20 protein-coding genes and 1 riboswitch are annotated in these 20291 nt (G+C 66.7%); of the genes, 12 read left to right on the top strand and 8 right to left on the bottom strand.

Features of this window, described 5'->3' with window-relative positions; genetic code table 11:
* Window positions 1-349 precede the first annotated feature (349 nt).
* The 8 genes from coxB to G539_RS0113990 all read left to right on the top strand — a co-directional run bounded on the left by coxB (window position 350) and on the right by G539_RS0113990 (window position 6827).
* Complete coding sequence (coxB, locus tag G539_RS0114025) at window positions 350-1231, top strand: cytochrome c oxidase subunit II (protein ID WP_035831384.1); 882 nt, start codon at window positions 350-352, stop codon at window positions 1229-1231.
* 86 nt (window positions 1232-1317) lie between these two features.
* Complete coding sequence (ctaD, locus tag G539_RS0114020; RefSeq protein ID WP_029075754.1) at window positions 1318-2940, top strand: cytochrome c oxidase subunit I; 1623 nt, start codon at window positions 1318-1320, stop codon at window positions 2938-2940.
* A 61-nt stretch (window positions 2941-3001) separates the two neighbouring features.
* Window positions 3002-3934: a heme o synthase gene (cyoE, locus tag G539_RS0114015; RefSeq protein WP_029075753.1), complete on the top strand. Its 933-nt coding sequence runs from the start codon at window positions 3002-3004 to the stop codon at window positions 3932-3934.
* Window positions 3931-4104: a hypothetical protein gene (locus G539_RS27095; RefSeq protein ID WP_156911976.1), complete on the top strand. Its 174-nt coding sequence runs from the start codon at window positions 3931-3933 to the stop codon at window positions 4102-4104. The genes cyoE and G539_RS27095 overlap by 4 nt, the downstream gene beginning before the upstream one ends.
* Window positions 4105-4111: 7 nt before the next feature.
* Window positions 4112-4708 (top strand): cytochrome c oxidase assembly protein, encoded by a 597-nt coding sequence (locus G539_RS0114005; RefSeq protein ID WP_029075752.1) that lies wholly within the window; start codon window positions 4112-4114, stop codon window positions 4706-4708.
* A 21-nt stretch (window positions 4709-4729) separates the two neighbouring features.
* Window positions 4730-5569 (top strand): cytochrome c oxidase subunit 3, encoded by an 840-nt coding sequence (locus G539_RS0114000; protein ID WP_029075751.1) that lies wholly within the window; start codon window positions 4730-4732, stop codon window positions 5567-5569.
* A 78-nt stretch (window positions 5570-5647) separates the two neighbouring features.
* Window positions 5648-6055, top strand: a complete 408-nt coding sequence (locus G539_RS0113995) for a DUF983 domain-containing protein (RefSeq protein ID WP_029075750.1) — start codon at window positions 5648-5650, stop codon at window positions 6053-6055.
* Between the two features lie 10 nt (window positions 6056-6065).
* Window positions 6066-6827: an SURF1 family protein gene (locus G539_RS0113990; RefSeq protein ID WP_029075749.1), complete on the top strand. Its 762-nt coding sequence runs from the start codon at window positions 6066-6068 to the stop codon at window positions 6825-6827.
* Between the two features lie 24 nt (window positions 6828-6851).
* On the opposite strand, the gene G539_RS0113985 is transcribed toward G539_RS0113990, so the two are convergent.
* Entirely contained in the window at window positions 6852-7463 is a 612-nt protein-coding gene (locus G539_RS0113985) for a YqgE/AlgH family protein (protein ID WP_029075748.1), read from the bottom strand.
* A 130-nt stretch (window positions 7464-7593) separates the two neighbouring features.
* Here G539_RS0113985 and G539_RS26285 point away from each other — a divergent pair, with 130 nt between their 5' ends.
* Window positions 7594-8430 (top strand): protein-disulfide reductase DsbD domain-containing protein, encoded by an 837-nt coding sequence (locus G539_RS26285; RefSeq protein WP_051231388.1) that lies wholly within the window; start codon window positions 7594-7596, stop codon window positions 8428-8430.
* Between the two features lie 78 nt (window positions 8431-8508).
* Complete coding sequence (locus G539_RS0113975) at window positions 8509-8991, top strand: peroxiredoxin (protein ID WP_029075747.1); 483 nt, start codon at window positions 8509-8511, stop codon at window positions 8989-8991.
* A 188-nt stretch (window positions 8992-9179) separates the two neighbouring features.
* Here the strand turns inward: G539_RS0113975 and rnhA are convergent, their stop codons facing one another.
* From rnhA to ispH, 3 genes are read right to left on the bottom strand one after another with little or no spacing between them, the layout of a single operon-like run.
* The gene (gene rnhA, locus G539_RS0113970; protein WP_029075746.1) at window positions 9180-9653 is read right to left on the bottom strand and encodes a ribonuclease HI; all 474 of its coding nucleotides are present in this window, start codon (window positions 9651-9653) and stop codon (window positions 9180-9182) included.
* Complete coding sequence (locus G539_RS0113965) at window positions 9650-10615, bottom strand: homoserine kinase (RefSeq protein WP_029075745.1); 966 nt, start codon at window positions 10613-10615, stop codon at window positions 9650-9652. The genes rnhA and G539_RS0113965 overlap by 4 nt, the downstream gene beginning before the upstream one ends.
* A 10-nt stretch (window positions 10616-10625) precedes the next feature.
* A complete protein-coding gene (gene ispH, locus G539_RS0113960) occupies window positions 10626-11612 on the bottom strand; it encodes a 4-hydroxy-3-methylbut-2-enyl diphosphate reductase (protein WP_035831725.1) in 987 nt (328 codons plus the stop codon).
* 302 nt (window positions 11613-11914) lie between these two features.
* On the opposite strand from ispH, the gene G539_RS26280 reads away from it, so the two are divergent.
* Window positions 11915-12706, top strand: a complete 792-nt coding sequence (locus tag G539_RS26280) for a hypothetical protein (RefSeq protein WP_029075743.1) — start codon at window positions 11915-11917, stop codon at window positions 12704-12706.
* A 30-nt stretch (window positions 12707-12736) separates the two neighbouring features.
* Here G539_RS26280 and G539_RS0113950 read toward each other — a convergent pair whose 3' ends face one another.
* The 4 genes from G539_RS0113950 to thrC form a co-directional block, all read right to left on the bottom strand.
* Complete coding sequence (locus G539_RS0113950; RefSeq protein ID WP_029075742.1) at window positions 12737-15625, bottom strand: EAL domain-containing protein; 2889 nt, start codon at window positions 15623-15625, stop codon at window positions 12737-12739.
* Between the two features lie 126 nt (window positions 15626-15751).
* Window positions 15752-16339 carry a GNAT family N-acetyltransferase gene (locus tag G539_RS0113945; RefSeq protein ID WP_029075741.1) on the bottom strand — a complete coding sequence of 196 codons (588 nt, stop codon included), beginning with the start codon at window positions 16337-16339 and terminating at the stop codon, window positions 15752-15754.
* Window positions 16340-16471: 132 nt separating this feature from the next.
* The gene (locus tag G539_RS0113940) at window positions 16472-17746 is read right to left on the bottom strand and encodes a M16 family metallopeptidase (RefSeq protein ID WP_029075740.1); all 1275 of its coding nucleotides are present in this window, start codon (window positions 17744-17746) and stop codon (window positions 16472-16474) included.
* 41 nt (window positions 17747-17787) lie between these two features.
* The gene (gene thrC, locus G539_RS0113935) at window positions 17788-19194 is read right to left on the bottom strand and encodes a threonine synthase (RefSeq protein ID WP_029075739.1); all 1407 of its coding nucleotides are present in this window, start codon (window positions 19192-19194) and stop codon (window positions 17788-17790) included.
* A 168-nt stretch (window positions 19195-19362) separates the two neighbouring features.
* On the opposite strand from thrC, the gene G539_RS26275 reads away from it, so the two are divergent.
* The gene (locus tag G539_RS26275) at window positions 19363-20025 is read left to right on the top strand and encodes a hypothetical protein (RefSeq protein ID WP_051231386.1); all 663 of its coding nucleotides are present in this window, start codon (window positions 19363-19365) and stop codon (window positions 20023-20025) included.
* A gap of 125 nt (window positions 20026-20150) precedes the next feature.
* Window positions 20151-20247: riboswitch (glycine riboswitch) on the top strand.
* The last annotated feature ends 44 nt before the right edge of the window (window positions 20248-20291 follow it).

Genomic DNA, 20291 nt, shown 5'->3' with positions numbered 1-20291 from the left:
TTCACCTGAGCGATCTCCTCGATTCTCACATGTGTCGCACATCCATGCACGACGAGGTGCGGCGCAGTAACCCTTGCGGGGCGCTTCGCTGAGCGCGATTTGCCGCATCCCATCTCACGATCCCCCGTTGCGAGCACAGGGGGCATGTGGTTTGTCTCGGTCCATATTTGGCCGATTCCAAACTCTGCGCATGGCAGAAACTAACATCGGCCTATACTGTTGTGGAAAATGGCGCAACGGAGGCGGTTTCTCGAGCTTCGCTGCGCTGATCGGCTTCGATGCCGCAATGGCATGGATAGGGAGTGAACACGTGACGAAGGCGATCACGCGTCTCGGAACAATTTTGACGATGGCTACGGCGTCCGCTGCGACTTTGGGCGGGCTCACCGGTGCCGCGCAAGCTGCCCAGCCGACCCCCTGGGCGGTGTGGTCGCAGACCGCCGCTTCGCCGATCCAGGCGATGATCGAGCGCTTCAACGCCGGCATCACCATCGTCATGGCGCTGGTGGTGGTGGTCGTGCTGGCGCTGATCATCTACTGCGTCGTCCGCTTCAACGCGAAGGCGAACCCGGTTCCGTCCAAGACCTCGCACAACACGATGATCGAGGTGATCTGGACGCTGGCGCCGATCCTCATCCTGATCGGCATCTCGGTCCCGTCCTTCTCGCTCCTGTTCGCCCAGGCCGACCCCGCCCGTATCGTCAAGGACTACGATCCGGAGAAGGTGATGACCATCAAGGCGACCGGCCTGCAGTGGTACTGGAACTACGAGTACCCGGACAATGACGGCATCGCCTTCGACTCGACCATGCTCGAGGACAAGGATCGCACCGACCCGGTCAACCAGCCGCGCCTGCTCGCCGTCGACAACGAGATGATCGTTCCGGTCGGCACCGTCGTCCGCCTCCAGGTCATCGGCGCCGACGTGATCCATTCGTTCGCGATGCCGTCGTTCGGCCTGAAGCTGGACGCCGTCCCGGGCCGCCTCAACGAGACCTGGTTCCTCGCCGAGCGCGAGGGTGTTTACTACGGCCAGTGCTCGGAGCTCTGCGGCATCAACCATGCCTACATGCCGATCGCTATCCGCGTCGTGAAGCCGGAGCAGTTCAAGGCCTGGGCCGCGCAGGCCAAGGACGATCTGCCGGGCGCCTACAAGACGCTCGCCGCCGCTCTGGCGCAGGACAAGGTCGCGCAGGCTTCGGAAGCCGCCGTCGAGGTGGCCGCCCGCTGAGGTGGCCACTTCACAGGATCGATGATGATCGGCTCCGGCGCGCGCTCTGCGCCGTGATGCCGTAGGACATGAAAAGGGAGCAGGCCATGGCCACGGGTGCTGCACACGCTGCGGACCACCACGACCATCCGACGGGTTGGCGTCGGTGGGTCTATTCGACCAACCACAAAGACATCGGCACGATGTACCTGATCTTCGCGATCTGCGCGGGTATCATCGGTGGCGCTCTCTCGGTCGGCATTCGTCTGGAGCTTCAGCAGCCCGGACTGCAGATCTTCAACAATCCGAACGTGTTCAACATGTTCACGACGGCGCACGGCCTGATCATGATCTTCTTCATGGTCATGCCGGCTATGATTGGCGGCTTCGGCAACTGGATGGTGCCGATCATGATCGGCGCGCCGGACATGGCGTTCCCGCGCATGAACAACATCTCGTTCTGGCTCCTGCCGCCGGCGCTGCTGCTGCTCATCATCGCGCTGTTCGTCCCGGGCGCCGCCGGCCATAACGGCCCGTCGGGCGGCTGGACGATCTACCCGCCGTTCTCCGGTTCCGGCCCCGAGGGCCAGCCCGGCCCGGCCATGGACCTGGCGATCTTCGCGCTGCACATCTCGGGCATCTCGTCGATCCTCGGCGCCATCAACTTCATCACCACGATCTTCAACATGCGCGCCCCGGGCATGACGCTGCACAAGATGCCGCTGTTCGCTTGGTCCGTGCTCGTGACCGCCTTCCTGCTGCTGCTGTCGCTCCCGGTTCTCGCCGGCGCGATCACCATGCTGCTGACCGACCGCAACTTCGGCACCACCTTCTTCAAGCCCGAGGGCGGCGGTGACCCGATCCTGTTCCAGCACCTGTTCTGGTTCTTCGGTCACCCGGAAGTGTACATCATGATCCTGCCCGGCTTCGGCATGATCAGCCACATCATCTCGACCTTCTCGAAGAAGCCGATCTTCGGCTACATCGGCATGGCCTACGCCATGGTCGCGATCGGCGTCGTCGGCTTCATCGTGTGGGCGCACCACATGTACACGACGGGTCTGTCCTTCGAGACGCAGGCCTATTTCGTCGCCGCGACGATGGTCATCGCCGTTCCGACGGGCATCAAGATCTTCTCGTGGATCGCGACGATGTGGGGCGGCTCGATCGACTTCAAGGCGCCGATGCTCTGGGCCCTTGGCTTCGTCTTCCTGTTCACCGTCGGCGGCGTCACGGGCGTCATGCTCGCCAATGCCGGCCTCGACCGCTCCTTCCACGACACCTACTTCGTGGTGGCGCACTTCCACTACGTGCTGTCGCTCGGCGCCGTCTTCGCGATCTTCGCGGGCTGGTACTACTGGTTCCCGAAGATGTTCGGCTACATGTACAGCGACAACATCGCCAAGCTGCACTTCTGGGTGATGTTCATCGGCGTGAACCTTGTGTTCTTCCCGCAGCACTTCCTCGGCCTGGACGGCATGCCGCGTCGCTATGTCGACTATCCGGACGCGTTCTGGGGCTGGAACTTCGTGTCGTCGATCGGTTCCTATATCTCCGCCTGCGGCGTGCTGATCTTCCTCTATGGCGTCATCGACGCCCTGCTGAAGAAGGTCCCGGCGCCGAACAACCCCTGGGGCTCGGGTGCGACCACGCTCGAGTGGCAGCTGTCGTCGCCGCCGCCCTTCCACCAGTGGGAAGTTCTGCCGCGCATCGGTGACGTGAAGCACTAAGCGCAACTAACAGGGGCCGGGACGCGTCCCGGCCCCGATTTTTAGAGTAATAGTGACCGCAATGTCTGATGTGCACCTGAACCGGATCGACGCTGTGGCCGGCAATCTCGCTAGCCCCTCCGACTACCTCGCGCTGCTGAAGCCGCGCGTGATGTCGCTCGTCATCTTCACGGCGTTCGTCGGCATGATGCTGGCCCCCGGATCGATCCATCCGGTTCTCGGTTTCACGGCGCTGCTCTGCATCGCCATCGGCGCCGGCGCCTCCGGCGCGCTGAACATGTGGTACGACGCCGACATCGATCGGATGATGAAGCGGACCCAGTCCCGCCCGATCCCGATGGGCAAGATCACCGAGGGAGAGGCGCTCGCCTTCGGGCTGACGCTCGCCTGCTTCTCGGTCGTGCTGCTGGCTCTGTTCGTCAATTTCACCGCCGGCGCGCTGCTCGCCTTCACCATCTTCTTCTATGCCGTCATCTACTCGATGTGGCTGAAGCGCTCGACGCAGCAGAACATCGTCATCGGCGGCGCCGCCGGCGCCTTCCCGCCGGTCGTCGGCTGGGCGGCCGTGACGGGCACGGTCAGCCTCGAGAGCCTCGTGCTCTTCCTGATCATCTTCATGTGGACGCCGCCGCATTTCTGGGCGCTGGCGCTGTTCAAGTCGGACGACTACCAGCGCGCCGGCGTGCCGATGATGCCGGTCGTCTCCGGCCAGGCCGAGACCCGCAAGCAGATCCTCATCTATTCGGTGCTGCTGGCGCCGATCGCCGTGCTGCCGACGATCCTCGGCTTCGCCTCCTTCGCCTATGGCGTCGCCGCGGCGGCGCTCGGCGTCGGCTTCGTCATCCTGGCCTGGCGCGTCTACCGGATGCCCGACAGCGACAAGATCATGGTGCCGGCGCGGCGTCTGTTCGGCTATTCGATCATCTATCTCTTCCTGCTCTTTGCCTTGCTGCTTGTCGATCGCTCGCTTGGCTTGATGGGATTTGCGGCGTGAAGGACATCAGCATGGGCGACGAGGGCGTGCGTCTCACTCCGGAACAGAAGAAGCGTCAGCGGGCTCGGTCGATCGCGATCGCCGCGGTGCTGGTCGCGCTCGTCGTGCTGTTCTATGTCGTGACCATCGTCAAGATGGGTCCCGGCGTGATCACCAACCGGCCTTTGTGAGGATAGGATGAGCAAGCAGCAGCCAGGGGGGCGCTCTCACGGCGTGACGGCCATCGCGTGCGGCGTGTTCGTTCTCACCATGCTGGGCGCGGCCTTCGCCTCCGTGCCGCTCTACGACATGTTCTGCCGCGTGACCGGCTATGGCGGCACCCCGGTGCGCGCCGATGCGGCGCCGGACAAGAAGCTCAATCGCACCATCACCGTGCGTTTCGACGGCAACGTCGCCAACGGCATCGGCTGGGCGTTCCGGCCCGAGCAGCGTCAGATCAAGGTCAAGGTCGGCGAGATCAACCAGGTCAATTTCGTCGCCGAGAACCGCACCGATCGCAGCTCGACCGGCACCGCCACCTTCAACGTCACGCCGGAACTGACCGGGCAGTATTTCAACAAGATCGCCTGCTTCTGCTTCACCTCGCAGACGCTGAAGCCGGGCGAGCGCGTCGAGATGCCCGTGACCTTCTTCATCGATCCCGCGATCGACGAGAACGCGCAGGCGCGGTTCATCGACACGATTACTCTGTCCTACACCTTCTTCCCGAGCTCCGAAGAGGCTCCGGCGCCCGTCGCCGCGGTCAAGACGCAGGCTCAGGGAAGTTCGCTTTAAGAAAGACCGGGGAGCATCTCCATGGCTGAGGCCCACGCCAAGCACCACGACTACCATCTCGTCAATCCCAGCCCCTGGCCCTTCCTGGCTTCGGTTGGCGCGTTCGCGCTGACGGGTGGCGGCGTCGTCTACATGCATGGCGGCAGCCTGCTGTGGATGCTGCCGGGCCTGCTGATCACGCTCTACACCATGTATGCGTGGTGGGCCGACGTCATCGCCGAGGGCCAGCAGGGCCACCACACGCGGGTCGTGCAGCTGCACCTGCGCTACGGCATGATCCTGTTCATCGCCTCGGAAGTCATGTTCTTCGTGGCCTGGTTCTGGGCCTTCTTCGACGCCAGCCTGTTCGCCAGCGAGGCGCAGAACGTCGCGCGCTACGAGTTCACCGGCGGGCATTGGCCGCCGAAGGGCATCGAGGTGTTCGACCCGTGGCACCTGCCGCTGCTCAACACGCTGATCCTGCTCACCTCGGGCACGACGCTGACCTGGGCGCACCACGCGCTGCTGCACAACGATCGCGACGGCCTGAAGTGGGGCCTGATCCTGACCGTCGTGCTGGGCGTGATCTTCTCCTGCGTCCAGGCCTATGAGTATGCCCATGCGGCGTTCTCGTTCGGCGGCAACATCTATGGCGCCACCTTCTTCATGGCGACCGGCTTCCACGGCTTCCACGTCTTCGTCGGGACGATCTTCCTGCTCGTCTGCCTGCTGCGGGCGATCGCCGGCCAGTTCACGCCGAAGGAGCATTTCGGCATGGAGGCGGCGGCCTGGTACTGGCACTTCGTCGACGTGGTCTGGCTGTTCCTCTTCTTCGCCATCTACGTCTGGGGTGGCTGGGGCGCCCCGATGCACGGCGCCTGAGCCGAGCCAATTCAATCAACGGGCGGCTTCGGCCGCCCGTTGTCTTTTCGGCGGCCATTTCGCCGCCATGGAGGAGCCATCTTGAGCGCGACCCAACCGAATCCGCATCGCGACAGGGCCCTCTATCCGCCGCTCTCGCCGTCGAGCACCGGCCTGCACGGGCGTTGCCCCCGCTGCGGCGAGGGACGGTTGTTCAACGGCTTCCTGGCGCTCGCGCCGGGCTGCTCGAACTGCGGGCTCGACTACGCCTTCAGCGATGCCGGCGACGGACCCGCCGTCTTCGTCATGCTGATCGTCGGCTTCGTGGTCGCGTTCCTCGCGCTCTATGTCGAGTTCACCTTCCAGCCGCCCTTTTGGCTGCACGCGCTGCTCTGGATCCCGCTGATCGTCGTGCTCGGGCTCGGCACGCTCAGGCCGCTGAAGGGGCTGATGATCGCGATCCAGTACAAGCACAAGGCCGAGGAGGGGCGGCTCGAGCAGGGCTGACCCGATCACCATGACCCAAACGTCCGACCGCTCTTCCGTCCGCAGGCTGATCTGGCCCACTATCGCGACGATCATCGTCTTCGCGATCCTCTGTTCGCTCGGCACATGGCAGTGGCGGCGCATGGAATGGAAGGAGGCGCTCATCGCCCAGGTCGACAGTCGCCTGAAGGACGCGCCGATCCCGGCGCCCGGGCCGGCGGACTGGCCGAAGCTCGATCTGGCGGCGGCCGACTACACCCCGGTGAGCGTCTCGGGGACGCTGCTGAACGACAAGGAAGCGCATTTCTACAGCGCCCTGATGCAGCCGCGCGGGCCGGTTGGCGGCGTCGGCTGGTTCGTCTTCACGCCGCTGCGGACCGATGAGGGCTGGATCGTCTACGTCAATCGCGGTTTCGTGCCCGAGGCCGCGAAGGATGCGTCGAAGCGCCTCGAAGGCCAGCCGCAGGGCCGCGTCACCGTCACCGGCCTGCTGCGCCGTCCGGAGCAGCCCGGCCGGTTCCAGGCCTCGCCCAACCTCGTGACCAACCAGTGGTTCGCCCGCGAGCCGGCCCGCTTCGCCGACGCGGCGGGGCTGCCGGCGGATCAGGTCGCGCCATACTCGATCGACGCGGACGCCACGCCCAATCCGGGCGGCCTGCCGCAGGGCGGCGAGACGCTCGTCACCTTCTCCAACAACCACCTGCAATATGTGGTGACCTGGTACGGTCTCGCGGTCGCGCTGCTCGGCGTCTTCGGCGTCTATGCCTATGGGGTCGTGAAGCGGAAGCGCTGAGCCGGGGGAAGGCGGCCGCCGTCCTCAGCCGTGGCCGGATTCGCCGGAGAGCATCGCCGGGTCGACGCCCAGCAGCGCCATGGCGCGATCATATTTCGAGCTCAGGTCGCGGTCGAAGACCAGCTCCGGCCGGGCGGCGCAGTGCAGCCAGCCATTGGCGCGGATCTCGGCGTCGAGCTGGCCCGGCGCCCAGCCGGCATAGCCGAGCGCGAGCATGGCGCTCTTCGGGCCGGATCCCGCGACGATCGCCTTCAGGATCTCCAGCGTCGCGGTCAGGCAGATGCCGTTGTCGATCGGCAGCGTCGAATTCTCGATGAAATAGTCGGCGCTGTGCAGGACGAAGCCACGACCGGTCTCGACCGGTCCGCCGCGCTGCACGATCATCCGGTTCGCGGCCGGCGGCAGGCGGATCTCGGGACCCTCGGGAATGATGTCGAGCTGCATCAGCAGGTCGACGAAATCGATCTGCGGCGCCACCTGGTTGATGACGATGCCCATCGCTCCGTCCGGGGAATGGGCGCAGACATAGACGACGGAACGGGCGAAGCGGCCATCTTCCATGCTGGGCATGGCGATGAGGAGCTGCCCATCGAGATAGCTTGGCTCGGCGAGCGAGCGAGGCTGGTTCCCAATCATGTGTTGAATCGTAGCACGGGCCTGCCAAAAGAAAAGACCGTGGCGTCACTGTCACCGGACACGAACAAATGATGGGACAGGTAATAAGGCGGTCTGGAGATTGCCGAAATGCCCGACTAGCGTTCGCACCATGTCAGCGCGCCCCCTCATCGCCACGGCATTTCTCGCCCTCACGACCCTGCCGGCGGCAGCCACGGTGGGGCCATGGGTCGGTGCCGACAAGGTCCATGTGCGGATCGTCGCGACGCCGCCACGCGCCGACGGCGCGCTGCATGGCGCGATCGAGATCGCGCTGGCGCCGGGCTGGAAGACCTATTGGCGGAACCCGGGCGATGCGGGCGTGCCGCCCCGCTTCGATTTCTCCGCCTCCGTCAATGCGCGCGACGCCGTGGTCGACTTTCCGGCCCCGGAGCGCGTCGATGACGGCTATGCCGCCTCCAACGTCTATCGCGACCGCGTCATCCTGCCGCTCAGCCTGAAGGTGCCCGAGCCGGACGCGCCGGTGCGGCTCGACGTCGTTCTCGATATCGGCGTCTGCGAGGCGATCTGCATTCCCGTCAACCTGCGCGCGCGGGTGGAAGTGTCGGCCGACGCCGCCGACCAGGATGGCGCGCCGATGATTGAACGCGCGCGCGCCGCCTTGCCGGGCCCTGGCCGTCCCGGCGAGTTCGAGCTGCTGTCCCTGAAGCGTGTCGGCGGCCCGGACAGCAAGCCCGAGTTCGAGGCGACCTTCCATGCGGCCGAGCCGGCGGAGGCGCAACTCTTTGTCGAGACGCCCGCCGACTGGTTCGCCGATCCGCCAAAGCCCGCCGCCGGGACCGGCGGCAGGCTGGCGTTCCGCTTCGCCGTCGATCGCAGGACGGCCGCCGGAGGGATCGACGGTGCCGAGATCGGCCTGACGCTGACCGAGGGGAGGGCGGCGACGTCGAGGCGTTTCAAGCTCGACGGCGACGGCCCGACGCCGTAACCTCCCTGCCGGCGGCGCGTCCTCGCGTCGCGCCTTCCTTCCACCTGATCCCCCAACTCGCATCCCATGGAGCCCGTGATGGCCATTTCGGTCGGCGACCGCATTCCCGCAGCCAAGTTCCGCGTCATGACCCCCGACGGTGCCGTCGAGAAGACGGATTCCGATGTCTTCGCCGGCAAGAAGGTCGTCCTCTTCGCCGTTCCCGGCGCCTTCACTCCGACCTGCCACAAGAATCACCTGCCGGGCTATCTCGAGCAGGCGGACACGATCAAGGCGAAGGGCGTCGACACCATCGCGGTCGTCGCGGTGAATGACCAGTTCGTCATGGGCGCCTGGTCGAAGGCGACGGACGCCGACGACAAGATCCTCTTCCTTGCCGACGGTTCCGCCGACTTCACCAAGTCGATCGGCCTCGAGTTCGACCTGACCGCGAACGGTCTCGGCGTCCGCTCCAAGCGCTACGCCATGATCGTCGAGGACGGCGTCGTCAAGACGCTCAACGTCGAGGAAGCGGGTGGCGTCTCCGTCTCCGGCGCCGCGGCGGTCCTGGAACTGCTCTGACGCATCCACTTGCGTCCAGCGCGGAATCCATCGGCTCGATGCGAGGGGATGGGTTCCGCGCCAGGATCCGCGGCCAGGATCCGCGTGACGAAGGTGCCTCGCCCGCCCAGGCGGCGGGCGCGGTTCCGGCCCGGCGCGGCCGGAGGCCGGCACGCCGATCCGTCGGCTCCAGGAAACGGGGAGGGCTCCTAGGCGGAGGAAAGGCTCTTGCGGCGGGATGCCTTGTAGGGCGCCATGCCCTCGCGCGCGAGCTGGTCGGCGCGCTCGTTCTCTTCGTTGCCGGCGTGGCCCTTGACCCAGTGCCAGGTCACCTTGTGGCGCTGCAACGCCGTGTCGAGGCGCTGCCAGAGGTCGACGTTCTTGACCGGTTTCTTATCGGCCGTCTTCCAGCCGTTGCGCTTCCAGCCGTGGATCCAGCCGGTGATGCCGCCCTTCACATATTGCGAGTCGGTGTGGAGATCGACGATCGAGGGGCGCTTCAGCGCATCGAGCGCCTCGATCGCTGCGGTCAGCTCCATGCGGTTGTTGGTGGTGTCGGCCTCGCCGCCCTTCAGGTCCTTCTCATGCTCGCCGGCGATGAGAACGGCCCCCCAGCCGCCCGGTCCGGGATTGCCGGAGCAGGCGCCGTCGGTCCAGATGGCGATGCGTTTTTCTTCAGTCACAAGGTCAGTCCATATGCGCTGACGTCCTTCACCGTACGGTGAAAGCGCAGCTTCTTCAGATATTCGAGCGGGTCCTTGGGCGCAACGAGAGCGCCGGGTGGCACGTTCAGCCAGTCGTAGAGGCGCGTCAGCAGGAAGCGCAGCGCCGAGCCGCGCGCGAGCAGCGGCAGCGCGGCGAGCTCCTCCGGCGTGAAGGGGCGGACCTTCTGGTAGCCGGCAAGAAGCGCGCGCGCCTTGGTGACGTTCAGCGAGCCGTCCGGCTCGAAGCACCAGGCGTTGAGGCACACCGCGACGTCATAGGCGAGGAAATCGTTGCAGGCGAAATAGAAGTCGATCACGCCCGACAGCGCGTCATGCAGGAAGAAGACGTTGTCGGGGAAGAGATCGGCATGGATCACGCCATGCGGCAGGGCGCTCGGCCATGTCGCCTCGAGCAGGTCCAGTTCGGCCGCGATATCGGCGGCGAGGTCGGGCAGCACCTCGTCGGCGCGCGCCGAGGCGCGGTCGAAGAGCGGGCGCCAGCCATCGACGGTGAGCGCGTTGCGGCGGGTGAGCTGGAAACCTTCTCCGGCGATATGCAGCTTGGCGAGCTCGGCGCCGACGGCCAGGCAGTGCTCGGCGCGCGGCCGGCGCACCCACATGCCCTGCAGGAAGGTGACGATCGCCGCCGGCCGGCCAGCCAGCGTGCCGAGCGCCTCACCGGTGCGATCGCGCACGGGCTGCGGGCAGGTGATGCCGCGATCGGCCAAATGATCCATCAGCCCGATGAAGAAGGGGAGGTCGTTCGGATCAACCCGCTTCTCGTAGAGGGTGAGGATGTAGGGCCCCGCGTCGGTGACGAGCAGGTAGTTGGAGTTCTCGACACCCTCGGCAATCCCTTTGATGGAGAGCACGGAGCCGATGTCGTAGCGCGCGACGAAGCATGCGAGTTCGTCGTCGGCGATCTCGGTATAGACGGCCATCAGGGAAAGCTCATTCTGCGGCTGGAAGGCGGAGTTCGCGGGGCAGGTTGAAGGCGATCGTCTCTTCGGCGTTGCGCACGATCTCGACGGAGACCTCGTAGCGGGCGGCAAAGGCGTCGATCACCTCTTCGACCAGGATCTCGGGCGCCGACGCACCGGCGGTGACGCCGACCTTGCGGATGTCGCCGAGCTGCGCCCAGTCGATATCGGCGGCGCGCTGAATCAGCACGGAGACGGGGCAGCCCTCGCGCTCCGCCACCTCGCGCAGGCGCTGCGAGTTCGAGGAGTTCGGCGCGCCGACGACGATCATCGCATCGACGTCGCCGGCGATGCGCTTGACCGCTTCCTGCCGGTTGGTCGTCGCGTAGCAGATATCTTCCTTGTGCGGCGCGGTGATCGCCGGGAAGCGCTCGGTCAGCACCTTGACGATCGCCGAGGTGTCGTCGACCGACAGCGTCGTCTGGGTGATGAAGGCGAGCGCCTCGGGATTCTTGGGTGTGAAGGCGCGGGCATCCTCGACCGTCTCGATCAGGGTCACGGTGCCGTCCGGCAGCTGGCCCATGGTGCCGATCACTTCGGGATGGCCGGCATGGCCGATCAGCACGATCTCGCGGTCGCGCTTGAAATGGATCTGCGCCTCCTTGTGCACCTTGGAGACGAGCGGGCAGGTGGCGTCGAGGAAGAACATCTCGCGGGCGCGGGCGTCCTCCGGGACCGATTTCGGCACGCCGTGTGCCGAGAACACGACCGGCTGGCCATCGTCGGGGATCTCGTCCAGCTCCTCGACGAAGACGGCGCCCTTGTCGCGCAGGCCATCGACGACATAGCGGTTGTGGACGATCTCGTGCCGGACATAGACCGGCGCGCCGAAGCGCTGCAGCGCCAGCTCGACGATCTGGATCGCGCGGTCGACGCCGGCGCAGAAGCCGCGCGGCGCGCAGAGCAGGATCTCAAGCGGCGGCTTGGGGGAGGCGGGGGAAATGGCGGCGTCGGCCATGCGGGGCTCTTCGATCGACATGGAGGGGAATAGAGGGAGCGGGTGGGTCGCTGTCAAGCGCATGCGGAGGGAAACAGCCTTCTATGGGGCCATGGATGGCCCAACCAGGGTCGACGGACGGCGGCGGGGAATCGAGGATCGACACATGACCCTGGCCCGGCGGGGGCACGGTCGGAGAACGCCGTGCCGCTCTTCGCGTGTACTGCGGTTATGGCGCTGATCTTGGGTTGGTGGCCGGATCGGGACTCGTTCTGCATCCTAAAAGCGCTGCGGGGGGCGCTGCACGAGGTACTGATGGATCCATGAAGGTCTGGGCATTCCACGGCATGCGCCGGAGCGGCAATCATGTCGTTCTGAACTGGACGGGCCTGAGCGCGTTTCCGCTCTTCCTGAACGACATCCGGCGCGCCGACCAGTCGGCGAGATTGCTCGGCGATCCGGTTCCTCCGCCGGGGTTCTGGAGTTGGCTCCTGAGACAGTGTGCGCGCAAGCGCATACGCAAGCTGCTGCTCCGGGACGGCGGAAAGCTCTTCAGCGGCGGGCTCTGCGTCAGCTTGGAGGATTGGTCCATCGAGGATCCGATCTTCGATCCTTGGCCGGCGAATATCCGGCACATTCTTCTGATCCGTGATCCGCTGAACATGTTCGCCAGCCGGATCCGCATGACCGAGGGGCTGCACAACGTCGGCGGCGCCGAGGGTGAGGCGCTCTATTTTCGAAACTCCATCTCCCTCTGGAAGTCGCATGCGCGAGAGTTCCTCGGCGATACCCGCCATCTGCCGGAACATGTTGGCATCTACTACGACAGCTGGCTGACGGACCTTGCTTATCGCGCCGACATCGCGGCGCGGCTCGGCCTGGTGCCGGACGAGGCCGCCTTGGAGATTGTTCCTCCGCATGGTGGCGGCAGCTCGTTCGAGGGGATGGCTCCACTCGGTGCCGATGCCGTTGAGCGACGCTTGTCGCGGCATAGTCAGCTCAGCGAGGGCGAGCAGGTCCTGTTCGCTCGCATCCTCTGCGATCCGGAGCTTCTCGCGCTGCGCGCACGTGTGCTGGCCCAGGTCGGCATGACCGATGGGTTGCAGGCCGCCTGACCGGCCGCCGCGTCTGCGGCCGCCGCGACGTCAGGCGATCAGCGCCTCTTCCTCGCGGAAGATCAGCTTGCCGGCCTCGGGGGCGGTCATCGCCTGGCCGAACAGGAAGCCCTGCGCGAACTCGCAGCCGAGATCGTAGAGGTCGAGCGCGTCGTCCTCGGTCTCGGCGCCCTCGGCGACGACATCCATGCCAAGCTCATGCGCCAGGCCGACGATCGCCTTCAGGATCACGCGCTTCTGCTTGGCGGAGGGCCCGCGCACGAAGCTCTGGTCGATCTTCAGCGTCTCGAACGGGAAGCGCTGCAGATAGGAGAGCGAGGAATAGCCGGTGCCGAAATCGTCGAGCGACAGGCCGGCGCCGAGCTCGCGGACGCGGGTCAGCACCTGCGCCGCATATTCCGGGTTCTCCATCACCAGGCTCTCGGTCATCTCGAGCTTGAGCGAGCCGCGCGTCACGGCCGAGCGGGAGAGCACCGACTTGACGTCGTTGATGAGGTCATGCCGCAGCAACTGCCGGCTGGAGACGTTGACGGAGACGAACAGCGGCACGTCGCGGCCGAGCTGTTCCTGCCAGTCGGAGAGCTGCTTGGCGGCGCGCTCCAGCATGAAGAGGCCAAGCGGGATAATCAGGCCGCTGCGCTCGGCGAGCGGGATGAACTCCGCCGGCGGGATGCGGCCGTGCTGCGGATGGTCCCAGCGCGCCAATGCCTCGAAGCCGGCGATGGTACGGTCCTCCAGCCGGACGATCGGCTGGTAGAGCACCTTGATCTCCTCGCGGCCGATCGCGCGGCGGAGATCCGCTTCGAGCGTCAGCGTGTCGGCGCCGTGCTGGCGCAGCGCCGGCCGGAAGGCCTCGATGCGGTCGCCGCCGAGGCGCTTGGCGTAGTACATGCCGATCTCGGCGTCCTTGACGATCTCCTGCGGGTCGCCCTGCTTGGCGTCGTGCATGGCGATGCCGATCGAGGCGGTCAGGAAGATCTCCTTGTCGCCGAAGGAGATCGGGGCGCGCAGCGTGCGGCGCACGGAATCGGCGAAGCCGGCGATGCGCTCGGGCTCGCTCTCCGAGATCAGGAGGAAGGCGAACTGGTCGCCCGAGATGCGGGCCAGCGTGTCCTGCGGCTTCAGGAGGCGTGTCAGGCGGCGGGCGATCGTCAGCAGGATCGAGTCGCCGACCGACAGGCCGAAGCCGTCATTGACGTGCTTGAAGCGGTCGATGTCGAGCACGAACACCGACGGGCGCGGCGCGCCTTCTGTCTGGGTGCGCGTCACGGCCGAGGCGAGGCGGTCCATGAACAGCTCGCGGTTCGGCAGGCCGGTCAGGTTGTCGTGCACGGCGTCGTGCAGCAGCCGCTCCTCGGCCGTCCGGTCCTCGGTGACGTCGGCGAGCGTGCCGACGCAGCGCGTGACCTCGCCATCCGAGCCGAGCACCGGGCGGGCGCGGAGATGGAACCAGCGATAGTGGCCGTCCTCGGCGCGGAGGCGGAAATCCTGGGCGATGCGGCCTCGCCGCTGCTCGATCACCGCGTCGAGCGTCGCCTTGAAGCGGTCGCGATCGGAGGGATGCAGCAGGTCGAGCCAGTCGCGCGCCGGGCCTTCGAGCGCACCGCGCTTGAGGCCGAGCAGGTCCTCGGCGTCGGAACCGGTATACATGCGGTCGCGCGAGACGTCCCAGTCCCAGACGATGTCGCCGGCGCCGGTCAGCGCCAGCGCCCGCCGCTCGGTCTCGCCGATCGCGCCCTGCGCGATCGCGCCGCCGGCGAAGGCGTGCTGCATCACCGTGAAGCCGATCAGGAGCACGATCAGCACCAGGCCGCCATTCAACGCCGGCTGGATGACGTCGTTGGTCAGATTTCCGGTCACGGTCAGATAGGCGCCGAGGATCCACACCATCAGCAGCACCCAGGTCGGGATCAGCATGATGGCGCGGTCGTAGTGGTGCATCGCCAGGTAGAGGATGACGACGAAGCCGAGCGTGACCGTGAGGCCGAAGGAGAAGCGGGCGACGCCGGCGGCGATGCCCGGCTCGAACACGGCAACGCCGAGCAGGATCAGCAGGCCGACCAGCCAGGCGATGGTCGCGTGGCTGTAGCGCGCGTGCCAGCGGTTCAGGTTGAGATAGGTGTAGGTGAAGATCAGCAGCGTCGCCGAGAGCAGTACCTCGGCGAAGGCGCGCCACATCTTGTCGTCCCCGGGCGCGATCTGGATCACCTTGTTCCAGAAGCCGAAATCGATGGCGAGATAGATCAGGACGGACCAGGCGAGCGCCGCGGTCGCCGGGAACATCGCCGTGCCCTTGACCACGAAGACGATGGTCAGGAACAGCGCCAGCAGGCCGGAAATGCCCAGGACGATGCCGTGATACAGCGTGTAGCTGTTGATCGCGTCCTTGTAGTTGTCGGGATCCCAAAGATAGAGCTGCGGCAGCACAGGGGTGCGCAGCTCCGCCACGAAGGTCACGACCGCGCCGGGATCGAGCGTGATGCGGAAGACGTCGGCTTCCTGGCTCGGCTGGCGTTCCGGCGCGAAGCCCTGGCTCGGCGTCACGGTCGCGATGCGCGAGGCGCCGAGATCGGGGATCAGCAGGCCGGAATTGGCGAGGCGGAAATGCGGTGCCACCAGCAGGCGGTCGATCTGCTCGTCGCCATTGTTGGTGAGCGCGAAGGAGACCCAGTAGGAGGTGCCGCCGGCTTCGTTGGAGCGCACTTCGATGCGGCGGACGATGCCGTCCGCGCCGGGCGCGGTCGAAACCTGGACACGATCGGACGGGTCGCGCGAGGCGCGTTCCACCGCCCGGGTCAGGTCCAGCGTCGTGCCGTCCAGCGGAATGTTGACCGCGTCGAGCGCCTGCACATGCGTGGCCGCGCCCACGGTTGCGAACAGGACAAACAAGACCGCGGCGACGATGCGGTTAAGCAACAAACGAACCTCCAGAGCCCGAAGGCCGTCGAGAAGTACTATCCGGGCCGGAGCAGCACAAGGAATTTTCGGCTGCGTGACATGTTGGTAACAGACTGATCGGACGGGTACCGGGAGGGAAGCCGCACGTCATGGTCGGGGGTCGTCGCTGATGATCGCGTAGAGGAGGTGGTCCTGCCACCGGCCATCGATGCAGAGATAGCGACGGGCGTAGCCTTCTCGCGTGAATCCGGCTTTTTCGAGAAGACGGATCGATGCCGCGTTGTGCGGCAGGCAGGCCGCCTCCAGCCTGTGGAGATTGAGGGTATCGAAGACGAAGGGGATGACCGCGCGGACGGCGGCGGTCATCAGGCCCTTGCCGGCGTGCGGCGCGCCCATCCAGTAGCCGAGCGAGCAGGATTGGGTGACGCCGCGGACGACATGCGACAGCGTCAGCCCGCCGACGAGCTGCCGGCCGTCGGCGGTGAAGACGAGGAAGGGATAGCCGGTCGAATCGCGCATCTCGCGCTGGTAGCGCCGGAGGCGGCGCCGGAATGCGCCACGTGTCAGGTCGTCGACCGGCCAGAGCGGCTCCCAGGGGGCGAGGAAGGCACGGCTCTCCGCGCGCAGGCTGGCCCAGGCCGGGAAGTCGGCCATGGCCGGCGGGCGCAGCAGCACGGTGCTGCTCCGGATCTCCGGCATCGGGTGATACGGCACGACGGACCGCAGGAATTCCATTTGCCGCGCAGCGCCCCCGGTTCGCTCACTTCGACCAGCGCGTTCCTTGCCGCTGGATCGATTGTCGCAGGATCGATCGGTCTCACGTCTGGCCCGGCCAGCCCCTGAAGCGGGGCGGGCCGGCATGGCCGCTTAGGCCGCGATCGGCGAACCCAGGCGGCCGGCGATCTGGTCGCGGCGGATCAGCTTGTCGATCGGGCCGATGGCCGCGATGGTGGGCGGACTGCCGGTGAAGATGCGCTGGGCGAGGTCGCGCACCCGCGTGACGCTGACGTCGTCGATGCGGGCGACGATTTCCTCGACCGGGATCGGCCGGCCGAACAGCAGCATCTGGCGCGCCAGCTGGCCGGCGCGCGCCGCCGGGCTTTCCAGGCTCATCAGCAGGCTGGCGCGCATCTGGGCCCGGGCACGGCCGAGTTCGGCCTCGGTGATGTCGAGGCTCGCCCGCTCCAGCTCGCCCAGCATCACCGGCATCAGCTCCTCGATGTCCTCGCCGCCGGTCGCGGCATGGATGCCGAACAGGCCGGTATCGGCGAAGCTCCAGTGGAAGGCGTAGACGGAATAGCAGAGGCCGCGCTTCTCGCGCACTTCCTGGAACAGGCGCGAGGACATGCCGCCGCCGAGCAGGGAGGCGAGGATCTGCACCGCGTGGAAATCGTCCGACTTGTAGGGCATGCCCTCGAAACCGAGCAGGATCTGGGCTTCCATCAGGTCGCGCGTCTCGCGCACGTCGCCGCCGCGATAATGGGCGGGAATTTCCGCGGCGAGCTCGGCCGAGGGCAGGGAGGCAAAGCGGTCTTCGGCGAGCTTCACCAGCGCGTCGTGGTCGATGGCGCCGGCCGCCGACAGCACCATGTTCGGGCCGTGATAGTGGCGGTCGAGATAGGACGAAAGATCGTCCGAGCGCGTACGGCGGACCGTTTCCTCGGTGCCGAGGATGGTGCGGCCGATCGGCTGGTCGGGAAAGGCGCCCTCGACGAAGAAGTCGAACACGCGGTCCTCGGGCGTATCGAGCGAGGCGCCGATCTCCTGCACGATGACGTGCTGCTCGCGCTTCAGCTCCTCCGCGTCGAAGGCGGAGTTGCAGAGGATGTCGCTCAGGATATCGACCGCGAGCTCGGTGTCCGGCTTCAGGATGCGGGCGTAGTAGGAGGTCGTCTCGACGCTCGTCGCCGCGTTCAGCTCGCCGCCGACCGCCTCGATCTCCTCGGCGATGTCGGTGGCGGAACGCTTGCGCGTGCCCTTGAACGCCATGTGCTCGAGCAGGTGGGAGATCCCGTGCTCCGCGGTCTCCTCGCGTCGCGAGCCGGCGCCGACCCACACGCCGAGCGCCGCGCTTTGCAGGTGATTCATGTCATGGGTCGCGACCGTCAGTCCCGACTTGAGTTTCGTCACCTGCACGGTCATGCGTGGGTCACCGGCGTCAGGGTTGCGTCGAACGCCATGCTTCACACCTTTTCGTGGATGGCGCGGGCGCGGGCTTCGACGAAGCGGGCGATGGCACCGATGTCGTTCGGAAGGACGGTGAACCGCTCCTCCCGCTGCATGAGGTCGCCGAGCCAGGCGGGCAGGGCCGGGTCGATCCCGGTCGCCGCCTCGACGGCCGCGGGGAACTTGGCCGGATGCGCGGTCGAGAGCGTCACCATCGGCGAGGCGGTCTCGGCCTGTCGGCCCGCGACGGCGAGCGCGACGGCCGTGTGCGGGTCGGCGAGGTAGCCGGTCGAGGCGAGCGTGTCGCGCATCGTCGCGTCGGTCTCGGCCTCGTTGGCGCGGCCGGCGGCGAATTCGGCGCGGATGGCGCCGAGAGCGGCTTTCGGAATCGTGAAGGCGCCGGACTGGCCGAGGCTATCCATCAGGCGGCGCACCGTGTCGCCGTCGCGGCCAGCCGCCTCGAACAGCAGCCGCTCGAAGTTCGACGAGACCTGGATGTCCATCGAGGGCGACTGCGTCGGCACGACGCCGGTGGTCTCGTAGCGCCCGCTCTCGAGCGTGCGCGCCAGGATGTCGTTGGTGTTGGTGGCGATCACCAGCCGGTCGATCGGCAGGCCGATCTTCTTCGCGACATAGCCGGCGAACACGTCGCCGAAATTGCCGGTCGGGACGGTGAAGGAGATCGCGCGGGCCGGCGCGCCGAGCGACAGCGCGGCGGTGACGTAATAGACGACCTGCGCGACGATGCGGCCCCAGTTGATCGAGTTGACGCCCGAGAGCGAGACGCGATCGCGGAAACCGTGGTCGTTGAACAGGCCCTTCACGATCGCCTGGCAGTCGTCGAACGTGCCTTCGAGCGCGATCGCGTGGACGTTGGCGTCGTGCACCGTCGTCATCTGGCGCTGCTGCACCGGCGAGACGCGGCCATGCGGGAACAGGATGAAGATGTCGGTCGCGGCGCGGCCGCGGAATGCCTCGATGGCGGCGCCGCCGGTATCGCCCGAGGTGGCGCCGACGATGGTGGCGCGCTGGCCGCGCTCGGCGAGGACATGGTCCATCAGCCGGGCGAGCAACTGCATCGCCACGTCCTTGAAGGCCAGCGTGGGGCCGTGGAAGAGCTCGAGGATGAAGCTGTTCGGGCCGGTCTGCACCAGCGGCGCGACGGCCGGATGGCGGAAGGTCGCGTAGGCTTCCGCGCACATCCGCTTCAGGTCGGCATCGGCGATCTCGCCGGCGACGAAGGGATGGATCACCGCATAGGCGACTTCGTCATAGGGGCGGCCGGCGAGCCGCGTGAAGTCCGCGGCGGTGAACGTTGGCCATGTCTCCGGAACATAGAGGCCGCCGTCACGCGCGAGCCCAGCCAGAAGAACGTCGGAAAAGCCGAGCGCGGGGGCAATGCCGCGCGTGCTTACATATTTCACGGAAGAAACGCCTCCACATGCGGCTCGAATTGTGGCAAGCCGCCCTTTGCCGCAACCCTATCGTCGCGTGATGCAGCGGGCAAGGTGCCGCGGTTCGTCGGCCACTAAGTCGCCAAAGATCGATCGGACTGTTATAGACGTCGCGCATCAGCGTCGAGGATTATTGGGATGCATGGTTCTTCTTTCGGTGGCTCGACCGCGTCGCGTCGCCTCATGGCCTTCGTTTCGGTCGCCGCCCTGGCCGGTCTCGTCGCCGCGTGCAACAGCGTTGCCGACGGATCTTCCGCGGCGTCGCCGAGCTCCGGCAACGTCGTCAACAACGCGATCTTCGGCGCTCCGAACAAGAATCTGGAGAATGCGACGATCGTGTCGGCCGAGAATTTCGGCTTCACGACCAGCTGTCCGTCAGTGGCGATCCGTCCGGGCACCGAGGAAGTTCGGGTGCAGGCCCCGGGCCGTCCCGACCCGATCACCGGCGCGCCGCCGCCGATCGTCTACCAGATGACGATCACCGACACGGCGCGCGAATGCATCAAGACCGCCGACGGTGGCCTCAACGTCAAGCTCGGCATCAAGGGCCGCGTCGCCGCCGGCCCAGCCGGCAAGGCGCAGACGGTCAACGTGCCGATCCGCGTGGTGGTCATGGAAGGGCGTGACAAGGTGGTGAAGTCGGAGCTGCACCGCATCGCCGTGCCGCTGCAGGCGCCCTCGCTCGCCGCCGATTTCAGCAAGATCGACCAGTCGATCACGCTGCCGGCGTCGGTGGATACCGGCAACTACCTGATCTATGTCGGGCTCGACGACAAGGGCGCCGGCAAGGGCCGCAGCTGATCGGCTGCCTCACAATCGTGCAGGATCGCGCGCGGCGTCGATTGACAGCGCATCGCGCGATCCTACAGTAGATAGCAGGCTGGGTCCGTGTCGCGACCCGGCCGAGTCGGGCCTTCGGGCACGGCTGAACGACCGCCGGGAGAGACCGAAGGGGCGAAAGCCTCGTCGGCGCCGAAGGAGCAACCGCCCCGGAAACTCTCAGGCCAAAGGACCGGACGGTCGGCGACACTCTGGAAAGCAGCCCTGAAACCGGGATTCCGGCGATG

The organism is Kaistia adipata DSM 17808, from assembly GCF_000423225.1.
GTDB classification, from domain to species: Bacteria; Pseudomonadota; Alphaproteobacteria; order Rhizobiales; family Kaistiaceae; genus Kaistia; species Kaistia adipata.
This window is presented reverse-complemented; position numbering and strand designations above follow the sequence as displayed.

Bases quoted from the DNA above. Each gene is read 5' to 3' on its own strand.
- coxB (WP_035831384.1), top strand. From the start codon at position 350: ATGGCTACGGCGTCCGCTGCGACTTTGGGCGGGCTCACCGGTGCCGCG.
- ctaD (WP_029075754.1), top strand. From the start codon at position 1,318: ATGGCCACGGGTGCTGCACACGCTGCGGACCACCACGACCATCCGACG.
- cyoE (WP_029075753.1), top strand. From the start codon at position 3,002: ATGTCTGATGTGCACCTGAACCGGATCGACGCTGTGGCCGGCAATCTC.
- G539_RS0114005 (WP_029075752.1), top strand. From the start codon at position 4,112: ATGAGCAAGCAGCAGCCAGGGGGGCGCTCTCACGGCGTGACGGCCATC.
- G539_RS0114000 (WP_029075751.1), top strand. From the start codon at position 4,730: ATGGCTGAGGCCCACGCCAAGCACCACGACTACCATCTCGTCAATCCC.
- G539_RS0113990 (WP_029075749.1), top strand. From the start codon at position 6,066: ATGACCCAAACGTCCGACCGCTCTTCCGTCCGCAGGCTGATCTGGCCC.
- G539_RS0113985 (WP_029075748.1), bottom strand. From the start codon at position 7,463: ATGATTGGGAACCAGCCTCGCTCGCTCGCCGAGCCAAGCTATCTCGAT.
- G539_RS26285 (WP_051231388.1), top strand. From the start codon at position 7,594: ATGTCAGCGCGCCCCCTCATCGCCACGGCATTTCTCGCCCTCACGACC.
- G539_RS0113975 (WP_029075747.1), top strand. From the start codon at position 8,509: ATGGCCATTTCGGTCGGCGACCGCATTCCCGCAGCCAAGTTCCGCGTC.
- G539_RS0113965 (WP_029075745.1), bottom strand. From the start codon at position 10,615: ATGGCCGTCTATACCGAGATCGCCGACGACGAACTCGCATGCTTCGTC.
- ispH (WP_035831725.1), bottom strand. From the start codon at position 11,612: ATGGCCGACGCCGCCATTTCCCCCGCCTCCCCCAAGCCGCCGCTTGAG.
- G539_RS26280 (WP_029075743.1), top strand. From the start codon at position 11,915: ATGAAGGTCTGGGCATTCCACGGCATGCGCCGGAGCGGCAATCATGTC.
- G539_RS0113945 (WP_029075741.1), bottom strand. From the start codon at position 16,339: ATGGAATTCCTGCGGTCCGTCGTGCCGTATCACCCGATGCCGGAGATC.
- G539_RS0113940 (WP_029075740.1), bottom strand. From the start codon at position 17,746: ATGACCGTGCAGGTGACGAAACTCAAGTCGGGACTGACGGTCGCGACC.
- G539_RS26275 (WP_051231386.1), top strand. From the start codon at position 19,363: ATGCATGGTTCTTCTTTCGGTGGCTCGACCGCGTCGCGTCGCCTCATG.